The sequence below is a fragment of the Wohlfahrtiimonas populi genome (genome assembly GCF_002006795.1).
Lineage (GTDB): Bacteria > Pseudomonadota > Gammaproteobacteria > Cardiobacteriales > Wohlfahrtiimonadaceae > Wohlfahrtiimonas > Wohlfahrtiimonas populi.
This window is the reverse complement of sequence record NZ_MVDN01000013.1, coordinates 1-16,494: the sequence shown is the minus strand read 5'-3', so window position 1 is coordinate 16,494 and position 16,494 is coordinate 1. Positions and strand designations below refer to the sequence as shown.

11 protein-coding genes and 3 pseudogenes are annotated in these 16,494 nt (G+C 37.0%); 12 read left to right on the top strand and 2 right to left on the bottom strand.

The genetic code is table 11. The annotated features are described in order from the left end of the window. Window positions 1-6: 6 nt before the first annotated feature. From BZK16_RS11855 to BZK16_RS11830, 6 genes are all read left to right on the top strand, one after another. Window positions 7-1,152 carry an acyl-CoA dehydrogenase family protein gene (locus BZK16_RS11855; protein ID WP_332881416.1) on the top strand — a complete coding sequence of 382 codons (1,146 nt, stop codon included), beginning with the start codon at window positions 7-9 and terminating at the stop codon, window positions 1,150-1,152. A 49-nt stretch (window positions 1,153-1,201) separates the two neighbouring features. After that, window positions 1,202-2,620 (top strand): purine-cytosine permease family protein, encoded by a 1,419-nt coding sequence (locus BZK16_RS11850; RefSeq protein WP_077929109.1) that lies wholly within the window; start codon window positions 1,202-1,204, stop codon window positions 2,618-2,620. Between the two features lie 25 nt (window positions 2,621-2,645). Then, window positions 2,646-3,395: an electron transfer flavoprotein subunit beta/FixA family protein gene (locus tag BZK16_RS11845; RefSeq protein WP_077929108.1), complete on the top strand. Its 750-nt coding sequence runs from the start codon at window positions 2,646-2,648 to the stop codon at window positions 3,393-3,395. Between the two features lie 13 nt (window positions 3,396-3,408). Next, window positions 3,409-4,338 carry an electron transfer flavoprotein subunit alpha/FixB family protein gene (locus BZK16_RS11840; protein WP_077929107.1) on the top strand — a complete coding sequence of 310 codons (930 nt, stop codon included), beginning with the start codon at window positions 3,409-3,411 and terminating at the stop codon, window positions 4,336-4,338. 76 nt (window positions 4,339-4,414) lie between these two features. Further along, window positions 4,415-6,073, top strand: a complete 1,659-nt coding sequence (locus BZK16_RS11835; protein ID WP_077929106.1) for an electron transfer flavoprotein-ubiquinone oxidoreductase — start codon at window positions 4,415-4,417, stop codon at window positions 6,071-6,073. A 156-nt stretch (window positions 6,074-6,229) separates the two neighbouring features. After that, entirely contained in the window at window positions 6,230-6,847 is a 618-nt protein-coding gene (locus BZK16_RS11830; protein WP_077929144.1) for a LysE/ArgO family amino acid transporter, read from the top strand. A gap of 4 nt (window positions 6,848-6,851) precedes the next feature. On the opposite strand, the gene BZK16_RS11825 is transcribed toward BZK16_RS11830, so the two are convergent. Further along, window positions 6,852-7,235: a VOC family protein gene (locus tag BZK16_RS11825; RefSeq protein WP_077929105.1), complete on the bottom strand. Its 384-nt coding sequence runs from the start codon at window positions 7,233-7,235 to the stop codon at window positions 6,852-6,854. A 65-nt stretch (window positions 7,236-7,300) separates the two neighbouring features. Next, the gene (locus BZK16_RS11820) at window positions 7,301-7,741 is read right to left on the bottom strand and encodes a hypothetical protein (RefSeq protein WP_077929104.1); all 441 of its coding nucleotides are present in this window, start codon (window positions 7,739-7,741) and stop codon (window positions 7,301-7,303) included. Between the two features lie 222 nt (window positions 7,742-7,963). On the opposite strand from BZK16_RS11820, the gene BZK16_RS11815 reads away from it, so the two are divergent. The 6 genes and pseudogenes from BZK16_RS11815 to BZK16_RS11795 form a co-directional block, all read left to right on the top strand. Further along, window positions 7,964-8,239, top strand: coding sequence for a hypothetical protein (locus tag BZK16_RS11815; RefSeq protein ID WP_143691177.1), 276 nt, complete (start codon window positions 7,964-7,966; stop codon window positions 8,237-8,239). Between the two features lie 542 nt (window positions 8,240-8,781). Then, window positions 8,782-9,174 (top strand): annotated as a pseudogene (locus BZK16_RS14915) (cysteine peptidase family C39 domain-containing protein); the annotation flags it as partial. 204 nt (window positions 9,175-9,378) lie between these two features. Continuing rightward, window positions 9,379-11,139 (top strand): annotated as a pseudogene (locus BZK16_RS11810) (type I secretion system permease/ATPase); the annotation flags it as partial. A 12-nt stretch (window positions 11,140-11,151) separates the two neighbouring features. Next, a complete protein-coding gene (locus tag BZK16_RS11805) occupies window positions 11,152-12,585 on the top strand; it encodes an HlyD family type I secretion periplasmic adaptor subunit (RefSeq protein ID WP_077929101.1) in 1,434 nt (477 codons plus the stop codon). A 13-nt stretch (window positions 12,586-12,598) separates the two neighbouring features. Continuing rightward, a complete protein-coding gene (locus BZK16_RS11800; protein WP_077929100.1) occupies window positions 12,599-13,237 on the top strand; it encodes a hypothetical protein in 639 nt (212 codons plus the stop codon). Between the two features lie 17 nt (window positions 13,238-13,254). Further along, window positions 13,255-16,494, top strand: a pseudogene (locus tag BZK16_RS11795) (hypothetical protein); the annotation flags it as partial.

Genomic DNA, 16,494 nt, shown 5'->3' with positions numbered 1-16,494 from the left:
AACAATATGTATCAATTTAATGAAATGGAATTGGCAATCATTGAAGAAGCAGAAAAAGTTGCCGTAGATTTCTTAAAACCTAAAGCTGCTGAATATGATGAAAATAGATCATTCTGTAAAGAAAGTTTGGAAGAGCTTGGGCAATTAGGATTTATGGGCGTGCATTTGCCAGAAGAATATGGCGGTTTAGGTTTGAGTGGCCCAGCAGTTAGTCGTGTTGTTGAAGCAGTTGCTTCTGCATGTGCATCGACATGTTCAGCATTAACAGCGCATTTCTTAGCAACAGATTCAATTTTGATTGGTGGTACGGAAGAGCAGAAACAAGCATTGTTACCAAAGTCAGCAGCAGGTGAATTGTTGGGTGCTTTTGCATTAACTGAACCAGCAGCAGGATCAAACCCTGTAGATATGAGAACAAGGGCAGTTAAAGAAGGTGATGGCTGGCGTTTAACAGGTACGAAACATTACATCACTAATGCAAAAGAAGCAGATTTTATTGTGCTGTATGCAAAAACTGATGTCAATGCAGGTGCACGTGGCATTAGTGCTTTTGTTATTGAGAAAGGTACACAAGGCGTAGAGTTTTCAAGCCCAGAAAAAACTATGGGGTTACGTGGCAGTACGATTTATGAAGTTTCTGTGGATTGTTGGTTACCAGATTCAGCATTGTTGGGCAAAGAAGGTAAAGGCTTCCATACAGCGATGGGTGTTTTAGATCGTGGTCGTATTGAAATTGCATCTATGTCACTAGGCATCGCACGCGCTGCTTATCAGGCAACATTAGGTTGGAGCACAGAGCGTAATGTTGGCGATAAAAAATTAGCTGAATATCAAGGGATTGAATGGATTTTAGCTGAGATGTATACACAACTTGAAGCTGCTCGTTTATTAACTTTGAAAGCAGCAAAAGCACGTGATGATCAAGATCGTTTCAGTTTGGAATCAGCAGTTGCAAAATTTTATGCTGCAGAAGCCGCAGGTTTTATTACAGACAAAGCATTACAGCTTCATGGTGGTTATGGATTTATTCAAGATTTGCCAATCGAGCGCTATGTTCGTGATGCACGCATATTGAGAATTTTTGAAGGAACATCGGAGGTTCAAAAAATCATTATAGCGAGAACAGTCTTGCATAATTTCTCTCAACAATAAGCTTGAAAGGCAAGAGAGATAAAAATCAATCACCTTGGAGGAGGTTTTTATGAGTATTCAGGAGCAAGAAGGCGGTAAAAAGTTATTAGAAGTTAGATCAATTGATTACATTCCAGAAAGCGAAAGACATGGCAGTTTATGGAGCCAGTTTACATTATGGTTTGGTGCGAATTTGCAAATTACGGCAATTGTTGTCGGTGCAATCCCTGTTGTGTTAGGTGCTGATGTATTTTGGTCCATTATAGGTCTGTTCATTGGGCAAGTATTTGGTGGTGCTGTGATGGCATTACATGGTGCTCAAGGCCCGCAACTGGGCTTGCCTCAAATGATATCAAGCCGAGTACAGTTTGGCGTTTATGGCGCTGTGATACCCATTGTATTGGTTTGCATGATGTACATTGGATTCTCTGCCAGTGGTTCTGTATTAGCAGGGCAAGCCATTGGTAAGTTAGCTGGTGTGAATGATGATATGGGGATTTTGATATTTGGTGCATTGATCATTGCCTTTACAATCGTTGGTTATAAGTTAATTCACTTAATTGGAAAAATCGCCACAATTCTGGGAATTTTAACATTCTGTTATATGTTTTATCGTTTGATGACACAGTATGACATTGGTGCTTTGTTATCCATTCGTGAATTCAGTTGGAAATACTTTTTATTCTCTGTCTCTTTAGCAGCATCATGGCAGATTGCTTTTGGTCCTTATGTTGCTGATTACTCAAGATATTTACCTAGAAACACTTCTAAGGTGAAAGTATTCTTTGCAGTTGGTAGTGGCACAGTGATTGGTACACAAATTTCTATGATTTTTGGCGTATTGGCAGCAGCACAAATTGGTGGTTCAAATTTCCGCCATCACGAGATCGAATATATCGTTGGTTTGAGTGCTGTAGGTTTGGTTGCAAGCTTACTTTATTTAAGCATCGCTTTTGGTAAGGTCGTGATCACAACGCTGAATGCTTATGGCAGTTTCATGTCTATGGCAACGATTGTGAGTGGCTTTAGAGGCAATGCACAAATATCTCAAAAGATGCGATTGTTCTATATTTTCATCATGGTTGGTATGTCCGTTTTATTAGCGATTTTAGGTCGTGGTGAGTTTTTGAATAACTTCACTTCTTTCTTAGGCTTCTTATTAACATTCTTTACGCCTTGGAGCGCAATCAACTTGGTGGATTATTACTGGGTAACTAAAGAACGTTATGACGTGCCTGCATTGTCAGATCCTAATGGTCGCTATGGCAAATGGAACATGATCGGTATTACTACTTATTTTATCGGTGTATTAGTTCAAATTCCGTTTATGGATACAGGATTTTACTCAGGTTTCTTATTGAATTCAGTGATGCATGGTGTGGATATTTCTTGGATTATTGGCTTAATTATTCCTGCCATTTTGTATTACGTGTTGACTAAAAAGTATGTTAATAACGTACCTGAACATTTGATCCTACCAAAAGAATAGTCATAAGTTTTAATTCGGAGGTTATATGAAAGTTTTAGTGGCTGTTAAGCAAGTGATTGATCACAATGTAAGAATTAGGCTGAAAGGTGATAAATCTGCTGTTGAGACAGATAACGTAAAATTATCCATCAATCCATTTGATGAAATTGCAGTAGAAGAAGCTGTGCGATTAAAAGAGAAAGGCACGGCATCAGAAGTTATTGCTGTATCAATTGGCACTAAAAATGTAGAAGAAGTATTACGATCTGCTTTAGCAATGGGTGCAGATAAAGCTATTTTAGTGAATACAGATATGAAACTTGATTCATTAGGTGTTGCGAAAATTTTGGCTAAGATTGGCGAAAGAGAGCAGCCATCTTTATATCTTTTAGGTAAGCAATCGATTGATCGTGATGCTAACCAAACGCCACAAATGTTAGCGGCGTTATTGAATGCATCTCAAGGTACTTATATTAATGAAATAGCATTTGATAATAACAGAGCTGTGATTACACGTGAGATTGATGGTGGGATGGAAACATTGTCATTGTCTTTACCTGCAGTTGTAAGTTCTGACTTACGTTTGAATGAGCCACGTTTCATTAAATTGCCAAGCATCATGCAAGCCCGCCGAAAGCCACTAGAAGTCATTGAATTAGATAGTTTAGGTTGCACTATTCGATTGAAAACTAAAGTAGAAGCGCTCAGAGAACCAGAAGGGCGCAAAGCAGGTGTGATGGTGACAAGCGTAGAAGAGTTGGTGAATAAGTTAAAACATGAAGCAAAAGTTATTTAATGAGGAGTGAATTATGAAAGTATTAGTTATTGCAGAACATAATAATGATGCGATTCTTCATTCCACATTGCATGCTGTGACAGCAGCGCAAGCTTTGGGTGAAGTAACATTGTTAGTGGCTGGTTTTCAGCAAGAGAAAGCCGTGGAAGTTGCAAGTAAAATTGCAGGCGTTAATCATGTTATTTCTGTGAATGCAGAACATTATCAACATCAATTACCAGAAGAGTTGGCGCCATTGGTTGCAAGTTTGAAAGGTCAATACGGTGCTTTTACTGCAACCGCTTCAGTTTTTGGTAAAAATTTAATGCCAAGAATTGCTGCTTTGATGGATGTTAGCCAGATTTCAGATATTACAAAAATTGTGAATGCGAATACTTTTGAGCATCCAATTTATGCAGGCAACGTGATTGAGACCATTTCAACAACAGAAGAAACATTGGTGTTAACTTTTAGATCAACAGCATTTGAAGCAAGTGCAGTTGAGGGTGGTAATGCAAATGTGGTGAATATGGATGCCATTGCAGTAACTAATTTGACACAGTTTGTTTCTGCTAATTTAACTAAAAGTGATCGCCCTGAGTTAGGGCAAGCTAAAGTTATTGTCTCTGGTGGCCGTGCATTACAAAGCAAAGACCAATTTGAAACTTTGCTAACGCCATTGGCAGATAAATTAAATGCAGCCATTGGTGCATCACGTGCAGCGGTGGATTCTGGATTTGTCGCTAATGATTACCAAGTTGGACAAACAGGCAAAATTGTAGCACCTGAACTTTATTTAGCCTTAGGTATTTCGGGGGCGATTCAGCACATTGCAGGAATGCAAGGCAGTAAAGTAATTGTTGCTATCAACAAAGATCCAGATGCAGCAATTTTTAAAATTGCAGATTATGGTTTGGTGGGGGATTTGTTTGAAATCATTCCACAGTTAACAGAGCAATTGTAGAAAAAGCCATGGCTGATCTGTCATTTTGGGCAGATCAGCATGACAAAAATGGCAAGATGAATGAGGAGAAAATTAAATGGCACGTGAAAGTATGATGTTTGACGTAGTGATTGTGGGTGCAGGTCCTGCAGGATTGAGTGCTGCCATTCGATTAAAGCAAGAAGCAAGTAAAAATAACCAAGAAATTTCTGTATGTGTTGTAGAAAAAGGCTCTGAAGTTGGTGCACATACTCTGTCAGGTGCAGTATTGGATACAAAGTCATTGAGTGAACTCTTCCCAGATTGGCAAGCGAAAGGCGCACCTGTTTCTCAACGAGTTACAGAAGAAAAGTTTTTATATTTGACTGAGCAAAATGCAAAATCGTTACCTGTACCGCCTTCAATCGACAATAAAGATAATTACATCATTAGTTTGGGTGTATTTATGCGTTGGTTAGCGAAAGAAGCTGAAGCCTTGGGGGTAGAAATCTATCCAGGTTTTGCAGCTAGCGAAATTCTATATGATGAAAGTGGCGCGGTTAGGGGCATAGCAACTGGTGATATGGGGTTGGATATCAATGGTGAACAAACCAGTAGCTATATGGAAGGTATGGAGCTATATGCGCAACAAATAATTTTTGCAGAAGGTTGTCGAGGTTCTTTAAGCCAACAAATTATTGCTCATTTTCATTTAGATCAAGATAGCCAGCCACAAACTTATGGCATTGGTATTAAAGAAGTTTGGGAGGTTGACTCACCTTTATATAATGAAGGTGAAGTTGTGCATACTGTAGGTTGGCCATTAGAAAAAGATACATATGGTGGAACATTTATTTATCACTTGCCTGATAATAAAGTTGCATTAGGAATGGTGGTTGGCTTGGATTATGAAAATCCTTATCTATCACCTTTTGAAGAGCTACAACGTTTTAAGTTGCATCCTAAGATTAAACCTTTGTTTGAAAATGGTAGAAGAATTGCCTATGGCGCTCGTGCATTGATTGAAGGTGGCATTCAAAGTTTGCCAAAATTAACTTTCAATGGCGGTGTATTAGTAGGAGATGCCGCGGGTTTCTTAAATGTGCCACGCATTAAAGGTATTCATATGGCAATGAAGTCTGGCATGTTAGCAGCAGACTCAATTTATTCTGTATTGGCAGAGAAAGGCACTTTGGGTACTATGGATGCCGTTCCTGCGGAAGAAATCACACAATATTCAAGCAATTTTAAAAAGAGTTGGGCGTATCAGGAGTTATGGCGTTCACGTAATATTCGCCCAGCTTTTAAGTTTGGTTTCATTCCTGCAATTTTATATGCAGGGTTGGAAGATTATATTTTAAAAGGTCGTGGCAATTGGACCTTTAAACATAAACACAAAGACAATGAATCATTGAAATTAGCAAAAGATGCGATGCCAATTCATTATCCTAAGCCGGATGGAAAAATTACTTTTGATCGTTCTTCTAGTGTGTATTTATCAGGAACGAATCATCGTGAAAACCAACCTGTGCATTTAAAACTCAAAGATATTACGATTACGATTGATGTTAATCATGCGCAATATGCATCCCCTGAAACAAGATATTGCCCAGCTGGGGTTTATGAAATATTACTGGATGAATCGCAAAAGCCTCGCTTACAGATCAATGCACAAAACTGTGTTCACTGTAAAACATGTGACATTAAAGATCCTCAGCAGAATATTGTATGGTGCGTGCCAGAAGGTGGTGATGGCCCAAATTATGCTGAGATGTAATTAAAGAATCCTTCGTAGTAGTTGTAAAAGTTGATCCTCTTGCCCACGTTTGTATAAGTGGGCTTTTTTTATGAAATGCATCTAGCTTCTTATTCTATAAAAATAGTATGCTAAATGTTTTGCCATCAATATGGCAGTGATATGGATGGTGAAAATATGCTGTTATCTTCGTTAATCTCTGGCTTTATGACAGGCGCAGGTTTAATCATTGCAATTGGTGCACAAAATGCATTTGTGTTAAAACAAGGCATATTGAGAAATCATATTGGCATCGTTGTATTAACATCAGCGATTGCAGATATTGTGCTAATTATTTGTGGTATTGCAGGTATTGGTGCATTGGTGAAAGAATTACCAATATTGATGAATATATTTAGATTTGGTGGCGCTGCCTTTTTAGGTTATTACGGATTTTTAGCAGCACAGCGAGCATGGCAAGGTTCAGGTGGTTTGTCCATTACAGAATCTAGCATAATGGGGAAATCACAAGTGTTTTTAACGTGTTTGGCATTCACTTTATTAAATCCCCATGTTTATTTGGATACGATGGTTTTAATCGGCAGTATTTCCACAAGATATGAAGGCTCAGCACAAGCTATGTTTGGCTTAGGTGCTTGTATCGCAAGTATTGTATGGTTTACATCATTAGGCTATGGCGCAAGATTATTACGCCCAATATTCACAAAACCGAATGCTTGGCGAATATTGGATGCAATCATCGCAATTTTTATGTTTGTATTGTGTTTGTTGCTGATCTTTAAACCATTGAATTAATGTTTTATTCATACAAAGGCTCAGAAATTTCTATTAAATTCAAATCAGGATCACGGAGATAAATCGATAATATTGGTCCTAATGCGCCTGTACGTTGAATTGGCCCTTCAATGATCGGATAGTGTAGCTGTTGCAAGTGCTGAATGACTGCATCTAATTTGATACTCGCAATAAAGCAAAGATCTAAACTGCCAGGTACTGGCAGATGGGCTTTGGGTTCAAATTCATGACCATAAACATGCACATTGATCTTTTGCTCACCATAGGCAAATGCCTTGCGATTATTGCCAAAGGTTTGTAATTCCATGCCTAAAATGCGTGTGTAGAAATCAACACAAGCTACTTCATCGCGTGTTGTTAAAACTAAGTGATCTAATCGTTTTATCATTGTTATATCCTCCTATTTAGAGTCACATAACAGCATTATTTGCTCGGATATTCAATCATATTCATTCATGAAATTACGAAATGATCCAATCGCCAATGGTGGCTAATTTCTCTGATGATCAAAAGAAACAGCGTAAATTTTTGATCTGTCGGGATGTTTGTTGATTGTATCGGTGCGCCATTAATCACATTAATGATTTCATTGAATTTATTTTCTAACAGTTCCGTAGACATCGTATGAGATTGTGGGTAATCAGGCAATAAAGATTGTAACCTTGGATCGAGACATATTGCAGTGAATGGCTGAGATGGCAGTTGATGAATGATCGGCATAATGACATCTTCAATATGCTCGATTGCAATTTCCGCTTCATAAGGTGTGATGGGTGAATGTTGCGGGGTATATCCATTCAAGTTTTCATCACCAATGGGTATAGCAATTTTCCCTGATGATAAAGTCAGGATTGTTTCATGTGATTGAATGGTAATTTCTATCGATTGGCTCATTTTTCACCTTTTATATTAAGAGGCAATACTTGTATATTGTAAGCTCAATTGAACTGTACTTAACTGCCTTATTTCTATTCAAACAAGCATAGTATTTTTAAAAACTAAATTTAAGCGGGCATATAAAAATATATTGAAGTCGACAATTAATAGACTCGTTGATATTATTTGATAATGTTATAAAAATTATTATTAAGAGCTAAATAATATAGAGGCTTGGATGTGGAAATAAAAAGTGTAATGCACGATGCAACTCCTTCTTGGAATGGTTTTAATTATCAAGGTAAAGTTGGTGTTTATGTTTGTTTATCAATGATTTTAGAGCAATTAAAATCTCATGACAAAGATTCCGATGAATTTCAAAAATATTTAAGTGAGCATGCTATTCAATATGAATGGATAGAAGATTTTTCTATACTCAAAGATGATATATATATTTCACATCACCAAGTGAAACACAAAGCTGGCAAGGATTTTTCAACTCATTTAGATGCATAGATTACTATTCGTAATAAAAATAAAAAAATATTATCACATTCTGATTTGAAGAAATACCTTAGTTTTGACATCTTAAAAGGTATATCAGATACACAAGAAAAAGCTAAACAAAAAGAGCAATTATTAAAAGATCATATTAATAAATTAATTGAGCTTGGAAGAGTAAATACTGATGGTAGTTTACATGTTGATTGGGAATAGAACATTGATTTATCAGATGATGAATATGAAGAAAGGCATAAGGTAACTGAATTTCAAGAAAAAATGAAAAAATTGTGCATTCCAGTTTAAATGATCACTCATTCCAACAAATCATGGATACCTGTGCATCAATACGTGACCACCTTATTGACTCAATAACATTGAACTAATCTAGAGTTGTTTTAACTCATTATCTATTGTCCCATTGCTATGTATCTATAAATTAAATATCTATAGATTAGTACTTATGTATATTGTTATAATTGCGGAAATATTAAACAGATACAGTAGTATTAAATTAATAATATTGTGAAATATAAATAATTGGAAATAGCATTAATATGTCAGTATCAGAAGTAGAGGATTCACAGTCAGATCAATCGATTGATTTGGCATTACGAGGATTAGTTTTATTGGCGGGTTTTCATGGCATTGCTGTTAATGCTGAAGATATAAGCCATCAGTATGATGTTGAAGGTAAAGGGCTCACACAATCGCAATGGTTGTTGGCTGCTAAACATCTCGAACTCAAAGCAAAATGCATTAAACAACTAAACAGTCGCTTACACTTAGCAGCACTCCCAGCGTTAGCATGGCGAGAAGATGGTGAACACTTCATCATTGCTCGGGTGGATGATGAACAGGTCTTGATTCATGATTTAAGAACAGGCAAACCTCAGATGTTATCCCGTGAGGAGTTTGATACTCGTTATGAAGGTCGCATCATTGTTGTGGCTTCTCGTGCATCTATTTTAGGTGAACTCCGTAAGTTTGACTTCACATGGTTCATTCCTGCTGTCATTAAATACCGTAAAATCTTAGGTGAAGTTCTATTAATCTCTGTATTTGTGCAGCTATTTGCTTTGGTGACACCTTTATTTTTCCAAGTGGTGATGGATAAAGTATTAGTGCATCGTGGTTTAACCACGTTGGATGTCATTNTTGTTGTGGCTTCTCGTGCATCTATTTTAGGTGAACTCCGTAAGTTTGACTTCACATGGTTCATTCCTGCTGTCATTAAATACCGTAAAATCTTAGGTGAAGTTCTATTAATCTCTGTATTTGTGCAGCTATTTGCTTTGGTGACACCTTTATTTTTCCAAGTGGTGATGGATAAAGTATTAGTGCATCGTGGTTTAACCACGTTGGATGTCATTGTCATTGGCTTAGTCGTCATTACATTGTTTGATGTGGTGTTGAATGGTTTACGAACTTATATTTTTGCCCATACCACAAGCCGTATTGATGTGGAATTAGGCGCTCGCTTATTTAGGCACATGTTGGCTTTACCCATCTCTTATTTTGAATCACGTCGTGTGGGTGAGACTGTTGCCCGTATCCGTGAGCTAGAGCAGATTCGTAACTTCTTAACAGGGCAAGCCTTAACTTCTTTATTGGATTTACTGTTCTCATTCATATTCATTGCCGTGATGCTCTATTATAGTGTGTGGTTAACGATGGTGGTGCTAGCGTCATTACCTTGTTATGCCATTTGGTCTGCTTTTATTAGTCCAGTACTCCGCGCTCGTTTACATGATAAATTCCAAAAGAGTGCTCATAACCAATCTTTTTTGGTGGAATCAGTGAGTGGCGTGGGTACGATTAAAGCGATGGCCGTTGAACCACAAGCAACAACACAATGGGATAAACAGTTAGCTGCTTATGTTCATTCAAGCTTTCGTGTCACACGTTTAGCCACCATTGGCCAACAAGGTGTACAACTGATTCAAAAGATTGTCTCTGTGATGACATTGTGGTTAGGGGCTCAGCTTGTGATTAAAGGTGAAATGACAGTGGGTCAATTGATTGCCTTTAATATGCTTGCAGGGCAAGTGGCTGCGCCCATTGTAAGATTAGCTCAGCTATGGCAGGACTTTCAACAAGTGGGTATTTCTGTAGCTCGCTTAGGGGATATTTTAAATACGCCAACAGAAAACCCTAAAAGCCAGTTAGCATTGCCACCCATTAAAGGTGACATCACTTTTGAAAATATCGTGTTCCGCTATCGTCCTGATGGTCCTGAAATTTTAAAGAATACTAATCTTACCATTCGGGCTGGTGAGATTATTGGCATAGTGGGTAGATCAGGTTCTGGTAAAAGTACGCTAACTAAGTTAGTGCAACGGCTCTATGTTCCTGAACGAGGGCGAGTGCTCATTGATGGTAATGATCTATCTTTGGCTGATCCTGCATGGCTGCGCCGTCAAATTGGTGTTGTGTTACAAGAAAATTTATTATTCAATCGATCCGTAAAAGATAATATTGCACTCTCTGATCCTGGTATGACATTAGAACGGGTGATGGATGCCGCTAAATTAGCAGGTGCCCATGATTTTATTATGGAACTCCCTGAAGGCTATGACACCATGGTGGGGGAACATGGTTCTACACTGTCAGGTGGCCAAAGACAACGCATTGCCATTGCCCGTGCATTGATTGGCAATCCTAGAATTTTAATCTTTGATGAAGCTACCAGTGCTTTAGATTATGAATCTGAACATGCCATCATGAAGAATATGAAAGATATCTGTCGTGGTCGCACAGTATTGATCATTGCCCACCGACTATCCACAGTGCGTATGGCAACTAGAATCATTGCGATGGATAAAGGTGTCATTGTGGAAGAAGGTAAACACGATGACTTATTGCAAAAAGAGAATGGTTACTATGCCTATCTCCACCAGTTACAGAATGGTTAAGGAGATCAAACCATGGGATTATGGAAAGAAGGCTTAGGTGCCATGTTCAAACGTTACAAAGAGATTTGGAAAGCCGTTTGGAATATTAGAGAACAATTAGACCCACCAAAACGTGAAGAAGATGAACGAGCATTTTTACCTGCACAATTAGAGTTGGTAGAAACCCCTTTATCCAATGCACCTAAATGGGCTGCACGCTTAATCATGCTCTTTTTTGTCATCACTCTTCTATGGGCCATCTTAGGTCATATGGAAGTTGTGGCAACTGCGCAAGGTAAAACAGTATTAAGCGGACGCAGTAAAGCCATCAAAAGCTTAGAGGATGGTGGCATTGTTAAAATCTATGTGAAAAATGGTGATGAAGTTAAAAAAGATGACCCTTTAGTCACATTAGATTTCTTAGGTGCAGATCAAGATTATGAAAAAGCAGAGCAATCTTTAGAGGCGGCAACGCTTTTAAAATATCGTTCCGAAGCATTGATCAAAGCATTAACGAATAAAGAAATGCCATTCCTCACAGAAGAACCGACAGAGCGCATCACCATAGATGAACTCAAACAAGCTGAACAACTGGTGCAAAACCAGTATCAGCTATGGCAATCCCAAGATGATCGTTATGGCTCCGCCATTCGTCAGAAGGATGCAGAGTATCGTACGACCCATGCCCAAGTGGAAAAGCTGACACAAAACATTGAACTCATTGAAGAAGAGCTACAAGACTATGAAAAGCTCAGCAATAATAAGAGTAAAGGTGTCTCTAAACATCAATATAACCAAAAACGCCAAGATTACATCAATGCGAAACATGAATTAGCCTCACAAGAGAGCCGACTCATTGAGATCAATGAAGGCAAAATCCAGTTAGAGAAAGAGCGTCAATACACAGAGTACCAACTCAAACAAGAGACATTGAATGGCTTACGAGAAGCCCAAGAACTGATTCCACAGTATACAGCAGACAGCCAGCGAGCAAAACATCGCATGGATCAAGCACACATTAAAGCGCCAGCCAATGGCACAGTGCAACAGCTCAATATTCATACAGAAGGCGGTGTGGTTTCCCATGGTGAAGAGTTAATGGTGATTGTGCCTGAAGGTGACTTTATGGAGGTGGAAGCTTTAGTCCCCAATAAAGATATCGGCTTTATTGAACATAACCAAGAGGTTGTGATCAAAGTGGAAAGCTTCCCATACACGAGATATGGCTACATTACAGGAAGAGTCAAAAGCATCAGCTTTGATGCAATTGAACATCAAGATTACGGGTTGGTATACCAAGCAATCATTAAACTGGATAAAGACTATTTAATGATCAATGAAAAGAAAATACCACTGACAGCGGGCATGAATGTGACGGCAGAGATTAAGATCAGAGAACGTCGAGTGATAGATTATTTCTTGAGTCCTCTTCAAACGAAGGTGGATGAGAGTATGAGAGAATTATAATGGAGATAATATTATGTTAGGACTAGCTGTTTTGTTTGTAATGGCAATTTATTTTATGATTTTATTTTTGGTGATTCGCTTTTGTTATAAAAAAGCGATAAATAAAGGTAAAACTAAGAAAATAGCTTTTTTATTTGGATTACTAGGCTTTTCACTAGTATTTTTACCTGTCTTCTGGGATTACATTCCGAACCGTATTTATTTTAACTATCTTTGTAAAAATGATACTCAATTACAGGTTTATAAAACCTTTGAGGAATGGAATACAGAAAATCCTGATGTTCTAGAAACTTTAACACCTTTTTCTTATGAAGAAAGAGATGAAAAGATAAAAACAGATCCTAATTATCGTAATAGGAGTTTTGATGGAATTACATACGAAGTTCGATTCGCTAATCAAAGAATTTTGTTCTATTGGTCTAAACCGCTTTCTCAAAAACTTGCTTTGCAGATTAAGCGTTCCTCTTATTTATTATTTGACATCAAAAGTAACCAAGTCATAGCAAAAATAGATAAAATTTCAAGTGGACCAGGAAATGTATTAGAGCTTGGAGGAAAAGGTTATAAAATTTGGTTAAACGACGAGTGTCAACACAATAATTATAAGTTAATAAGCAGATTTGCAAGGCAGTTTAATGTTTTTAGGGACTAATTCAGAGGGATTATAAAATGAAAAATTTAGACATGTATGATTATGCGCTGTTAGCAGAAGCATCTTATGCTAATTTAGCAGGAGCTACTACGAATGATGATTATCAAGAGGCATTTGAAAATGAAGGTAAGGGACTTTCGAAAGCACAAGCAGAAGCATTGTTAAAAGACTGGGAAGTTGTTACACACTACACAGATCGTACAACATCTGGAGAAAGTAGCTTTGGAGCAACATTGTTTTATAGCAAAGAAAAAGGTTATGTTTTGGGGCTCAAAGGCACTGCAGAGTTATATGATGATTTAATTGGGGCTGATGGTGGAGACATTGTTGCTGATGGTTTGGCAATGGATCAAATCATTGATATGTATAATTTCTGGAAACAGATTAATACAGCTAAAGGAGAAACTTACCAAGTTGCTGTTTTAGAGAAAGATGAACTATTGACTCAAAGATTAAAATCAAACCCTCTATTAAGAGCGCAATTAAAACAAGGTGGTTATATCGTTGATCAGCCGAATGGGGATGTAAAAAAAGTTGTTTTTAAAAATTCTAGTCAAGAATATCCTGATGATCGTGCTTTTGGTTTAGGAATATCTGTTGGTCAAGTAACTGTGACAGGACATAGTTTAGGAGGTCATTTATCTGCTGCCTTTTCAAGAATTTTTCCAGAAATCACTAATGAATCAGTGATGATTAATGGTGCTGGATTTGGTGTTGGGTTAGCTGGTTTATATGGTGGTATTAATATTGCAAATCTTTTTGGAACCTTAAACCCCAAAGACCAAGGATTTAATAAAGATATTATTACCAATTTAACAGGTGATAAAGGTATAGATTTTGTTGCTCAAGATTGGTGGTGGTCTTTGTCACAACCAGGTAAGCAACCTGAGCTTTTTATAGAGAGTGGTACATCTCATACTTTTGGTCATGGCTCGCCTCAAATGACCAATACATTGGCAGTCATGAATCTCTTTTTTTTGATTGATAAAGAATTAGCAGAAAAGCCAATAGAAGAATCATTAATATTTCTTAATCAGCTGTTTAAGGCCATGGCATTTAATGATGATATTACTTTAGAAAATATAGTGGTTGCATTGACAAAAATATTTTTGAAAGATGAAATTACTATTAAAGAAACCGATAGAGATGGGCTATATAGTGCAATTAATAAATTTTTCGATTCTAATAATAATTTTAAATTTTCAGGTGACTATTCAATCAAATTTTTAGTTGATCAGAGTTCCAATTCAATTGTTGGGTTAGCCCAAAATAATTTGGCATATACATATGCATTAGTACATGGCAATATTTTTGCTATTGAAGGACTAGATTATTCTAGTTTTAATCAAAATGGTGAATTAGAGCATTATAATCCTGATACTCAAAAAGGATCGCTTACTGATCGTTATCTAAAAGATAGAGCAACTTATATTCAAGCACTTATTGAATATAATAATGGTAAAAATATCAGTGATGTAAAATTCACTTATGAAGATTTATCAGCTAATGAAAAATTACCTATATTAACACTTGCTCCTAATCGCATAGTTTTTGCCAGTAACGAAGGTGGAGAAATTAAAAGGCAGGCATTAGGTCATCAAAATTGGAGTATTTATGGTGGAAATGGTGTAGATAAAATAGAGTTTTCTAGCGATTCTAAAGAAAGTAGTCATTATTTTGAAGGTGGTAAAGGCGGAGATACTTATAAACTAGGTGGAAATTCAAATATAGAAATTTTTGATATAGAAGGTAGTGATAAATATATAGCCAATAATATTACTGGTGAATTGTATATTGAAGATGTTGCAGGTAATGATAATTATAAGATTACGGGGAGTGATTCAACTTCAGGATCAGTAACTATCAAAGATTTTGATGGAACTGATACGTATGATTTTACCAATTATGCAGGTAACTTTTCTATCCATGATTTAAAAGGTAAAGATTCATATGTCTTCGGTGGTACATCAACAGCTGGTAATTCTATGAGTGTGGTTGATGAAGAAGGCTATGACACTTACGAGTTTGTTTTAACAAAAGATGGTTTTTCCAAAGGCATTTATAATATTACAGATAAAGATGGTAAAGGAAAAATTATTTATAATGGTAAAAAAATCGATACTTCTGATGCTAAACACTGGATGCCTTTAGAAAAAGGTGAAACAGACATTAATGGTAATTGGACATATAACAGTCAGTGGAATTTCAATGCTGTTCAATCTGGCATTGATAAAAATGGTGATATTCTTTATACCCTAACAATTACTTCATATTCTGATGCTGTCGATAAAAATGTGGGAACAAACATTCGCCCAACTGTTGTTATTCATGACTTTAAAAATGGTGACCTAGGCATTAATTTGGTTACAAATGCTATCGTTTTAACAGATCAAAATACGAACCCATTTTATAAAGAAGGTGGGGCTACTTCTACTGTATTACATGATTTTATTGGCAAAGAGCTCTTTGTTTATATGAGAGTAGTCCCTAAAATTGGTGAAATGATTTATTTAGATTTTAGCCAAGCTAAAAATCTAGGAGTTTCTAATGTAGAAATTAATGGCAAAGATTATAAAATTGATAGTTATGGTCGAGTTTCTTATATTGTTGAAGAAGGGGCTTTTTCACAAGATACTGATTTTGGCTTAAGTATTTATATAGATGGAACACCAGATGAAAAAGGTAAAGGATCTATTTCTGTTAGCTATGCCGGTGGAAATATTCGCAATCCAGGCTCATCAAACACTAATATAGGTGGAACGAATGGTTCAGGTAATACGGAAGATCCAAATAATTCTAGTAATTCAGGTGGAGCGAATGGTTCAGGTAATACGGAAGATCCAAATAATTCTAGTAATTCAGGTGGAGCGAATGGTTCAGGTAATGCGGAAGATCCAAATAATCCTAGTAATTCAGGTGGATCAAATAGCTCAGGGAACCCAAATGATTTAGACCCTAATGATAGTGGATCACAACCTTACGATCCAAGAAATGGCATCACAGGATCTACGGATTATTCTATTGATAATGGTATTCCTAGTGGTAATACTAGACCTACGGGTGAGTTTGGTAATGCTATAGACGATGCTGTTAAGACGGGTAGTCCATTAATTTTTGATCTAGATGGTAATGGCATTACGACAACAACATTAGAAGATGGTGTTTACTTCGATCATGATGGTAATGGTTTTGCGGGAAAAACAGCTTGGGTTGGCAAAGGCGATGGTTTATTGGTATTTGATCAAAATATGAGTGGT

Bases quoted from the DNA above. Each gene is read 5' to 3' on its own strand.
- BZK16_RS11855 (WP_332881416.1), top strand. From the start codon at position 7: ATGTATCAATTTAATGAAATGGAATTGGCAATCATTGAAGAAGCAGAA.
- BZK16_RS11850 (WP_077929109.1), top strand. From the start codon at position 1,202: ATGAGTATTCAGGAGCAAGAAGGCGGTAAAAAGTTATTAGAAGTTAGA.
- BZK16_RS11845 (WP_077929108.1), top strand. From the start codon at position 2,646: ATGAAAGTTTTAGTGGCTGTTAAGCAAGTGATTGATCACAATGTAAGA.
- BZK16_RS11840 (WP_077929107.1), top strand. From the start codon at position 3,409: ATGAAAGTATTAGTTATTGCAGAACATAATAATGATGCGATTCTTCAT.
- BZK16_RS11835 (WP_077929106.1), top strand. From the start codon at position 4,415: ATGGCACGTGAAAGTATGATGTTTGACGTAGTGATTGTGGGTGCAGGT.
- BZK16_RS11830 (WP_077929144.1), top strand. From the start codon at position 6,230: ATGCTGTTATCTTCGTTAATCTCTGGCTTTATGACAGGCGCAGGTTTA.
- BZK16_RS11825 (WP_077929105.1), bottom strand. From the start codon at position 7,235: ATGATAAAACGATTAGATCACTTAGTTTTAACAACACGCGATGAAGTA.
- BZK16_RS11820 (WP_077929104.1), bottom strand. From the start codon at position 7,741: ATGAGCCAATCGATAGAAATTACCATTCAATCACATGAAACAATCCTG.
- BZK16_RS11805 (WP_077929101.1), top strand. From the start codon at position 11,152: ATGGGATTATGGAAAGAAGGCTTAGGTGCCATGTTCAAACGTTACAAA.
- BZK16_RS11800 (WP_077929100.1), top strand. From the start codon at position 12,599: ATGTTAGGACTAGCTGTTTTGTTTGTAATGGCAATTTATTTTATGATT.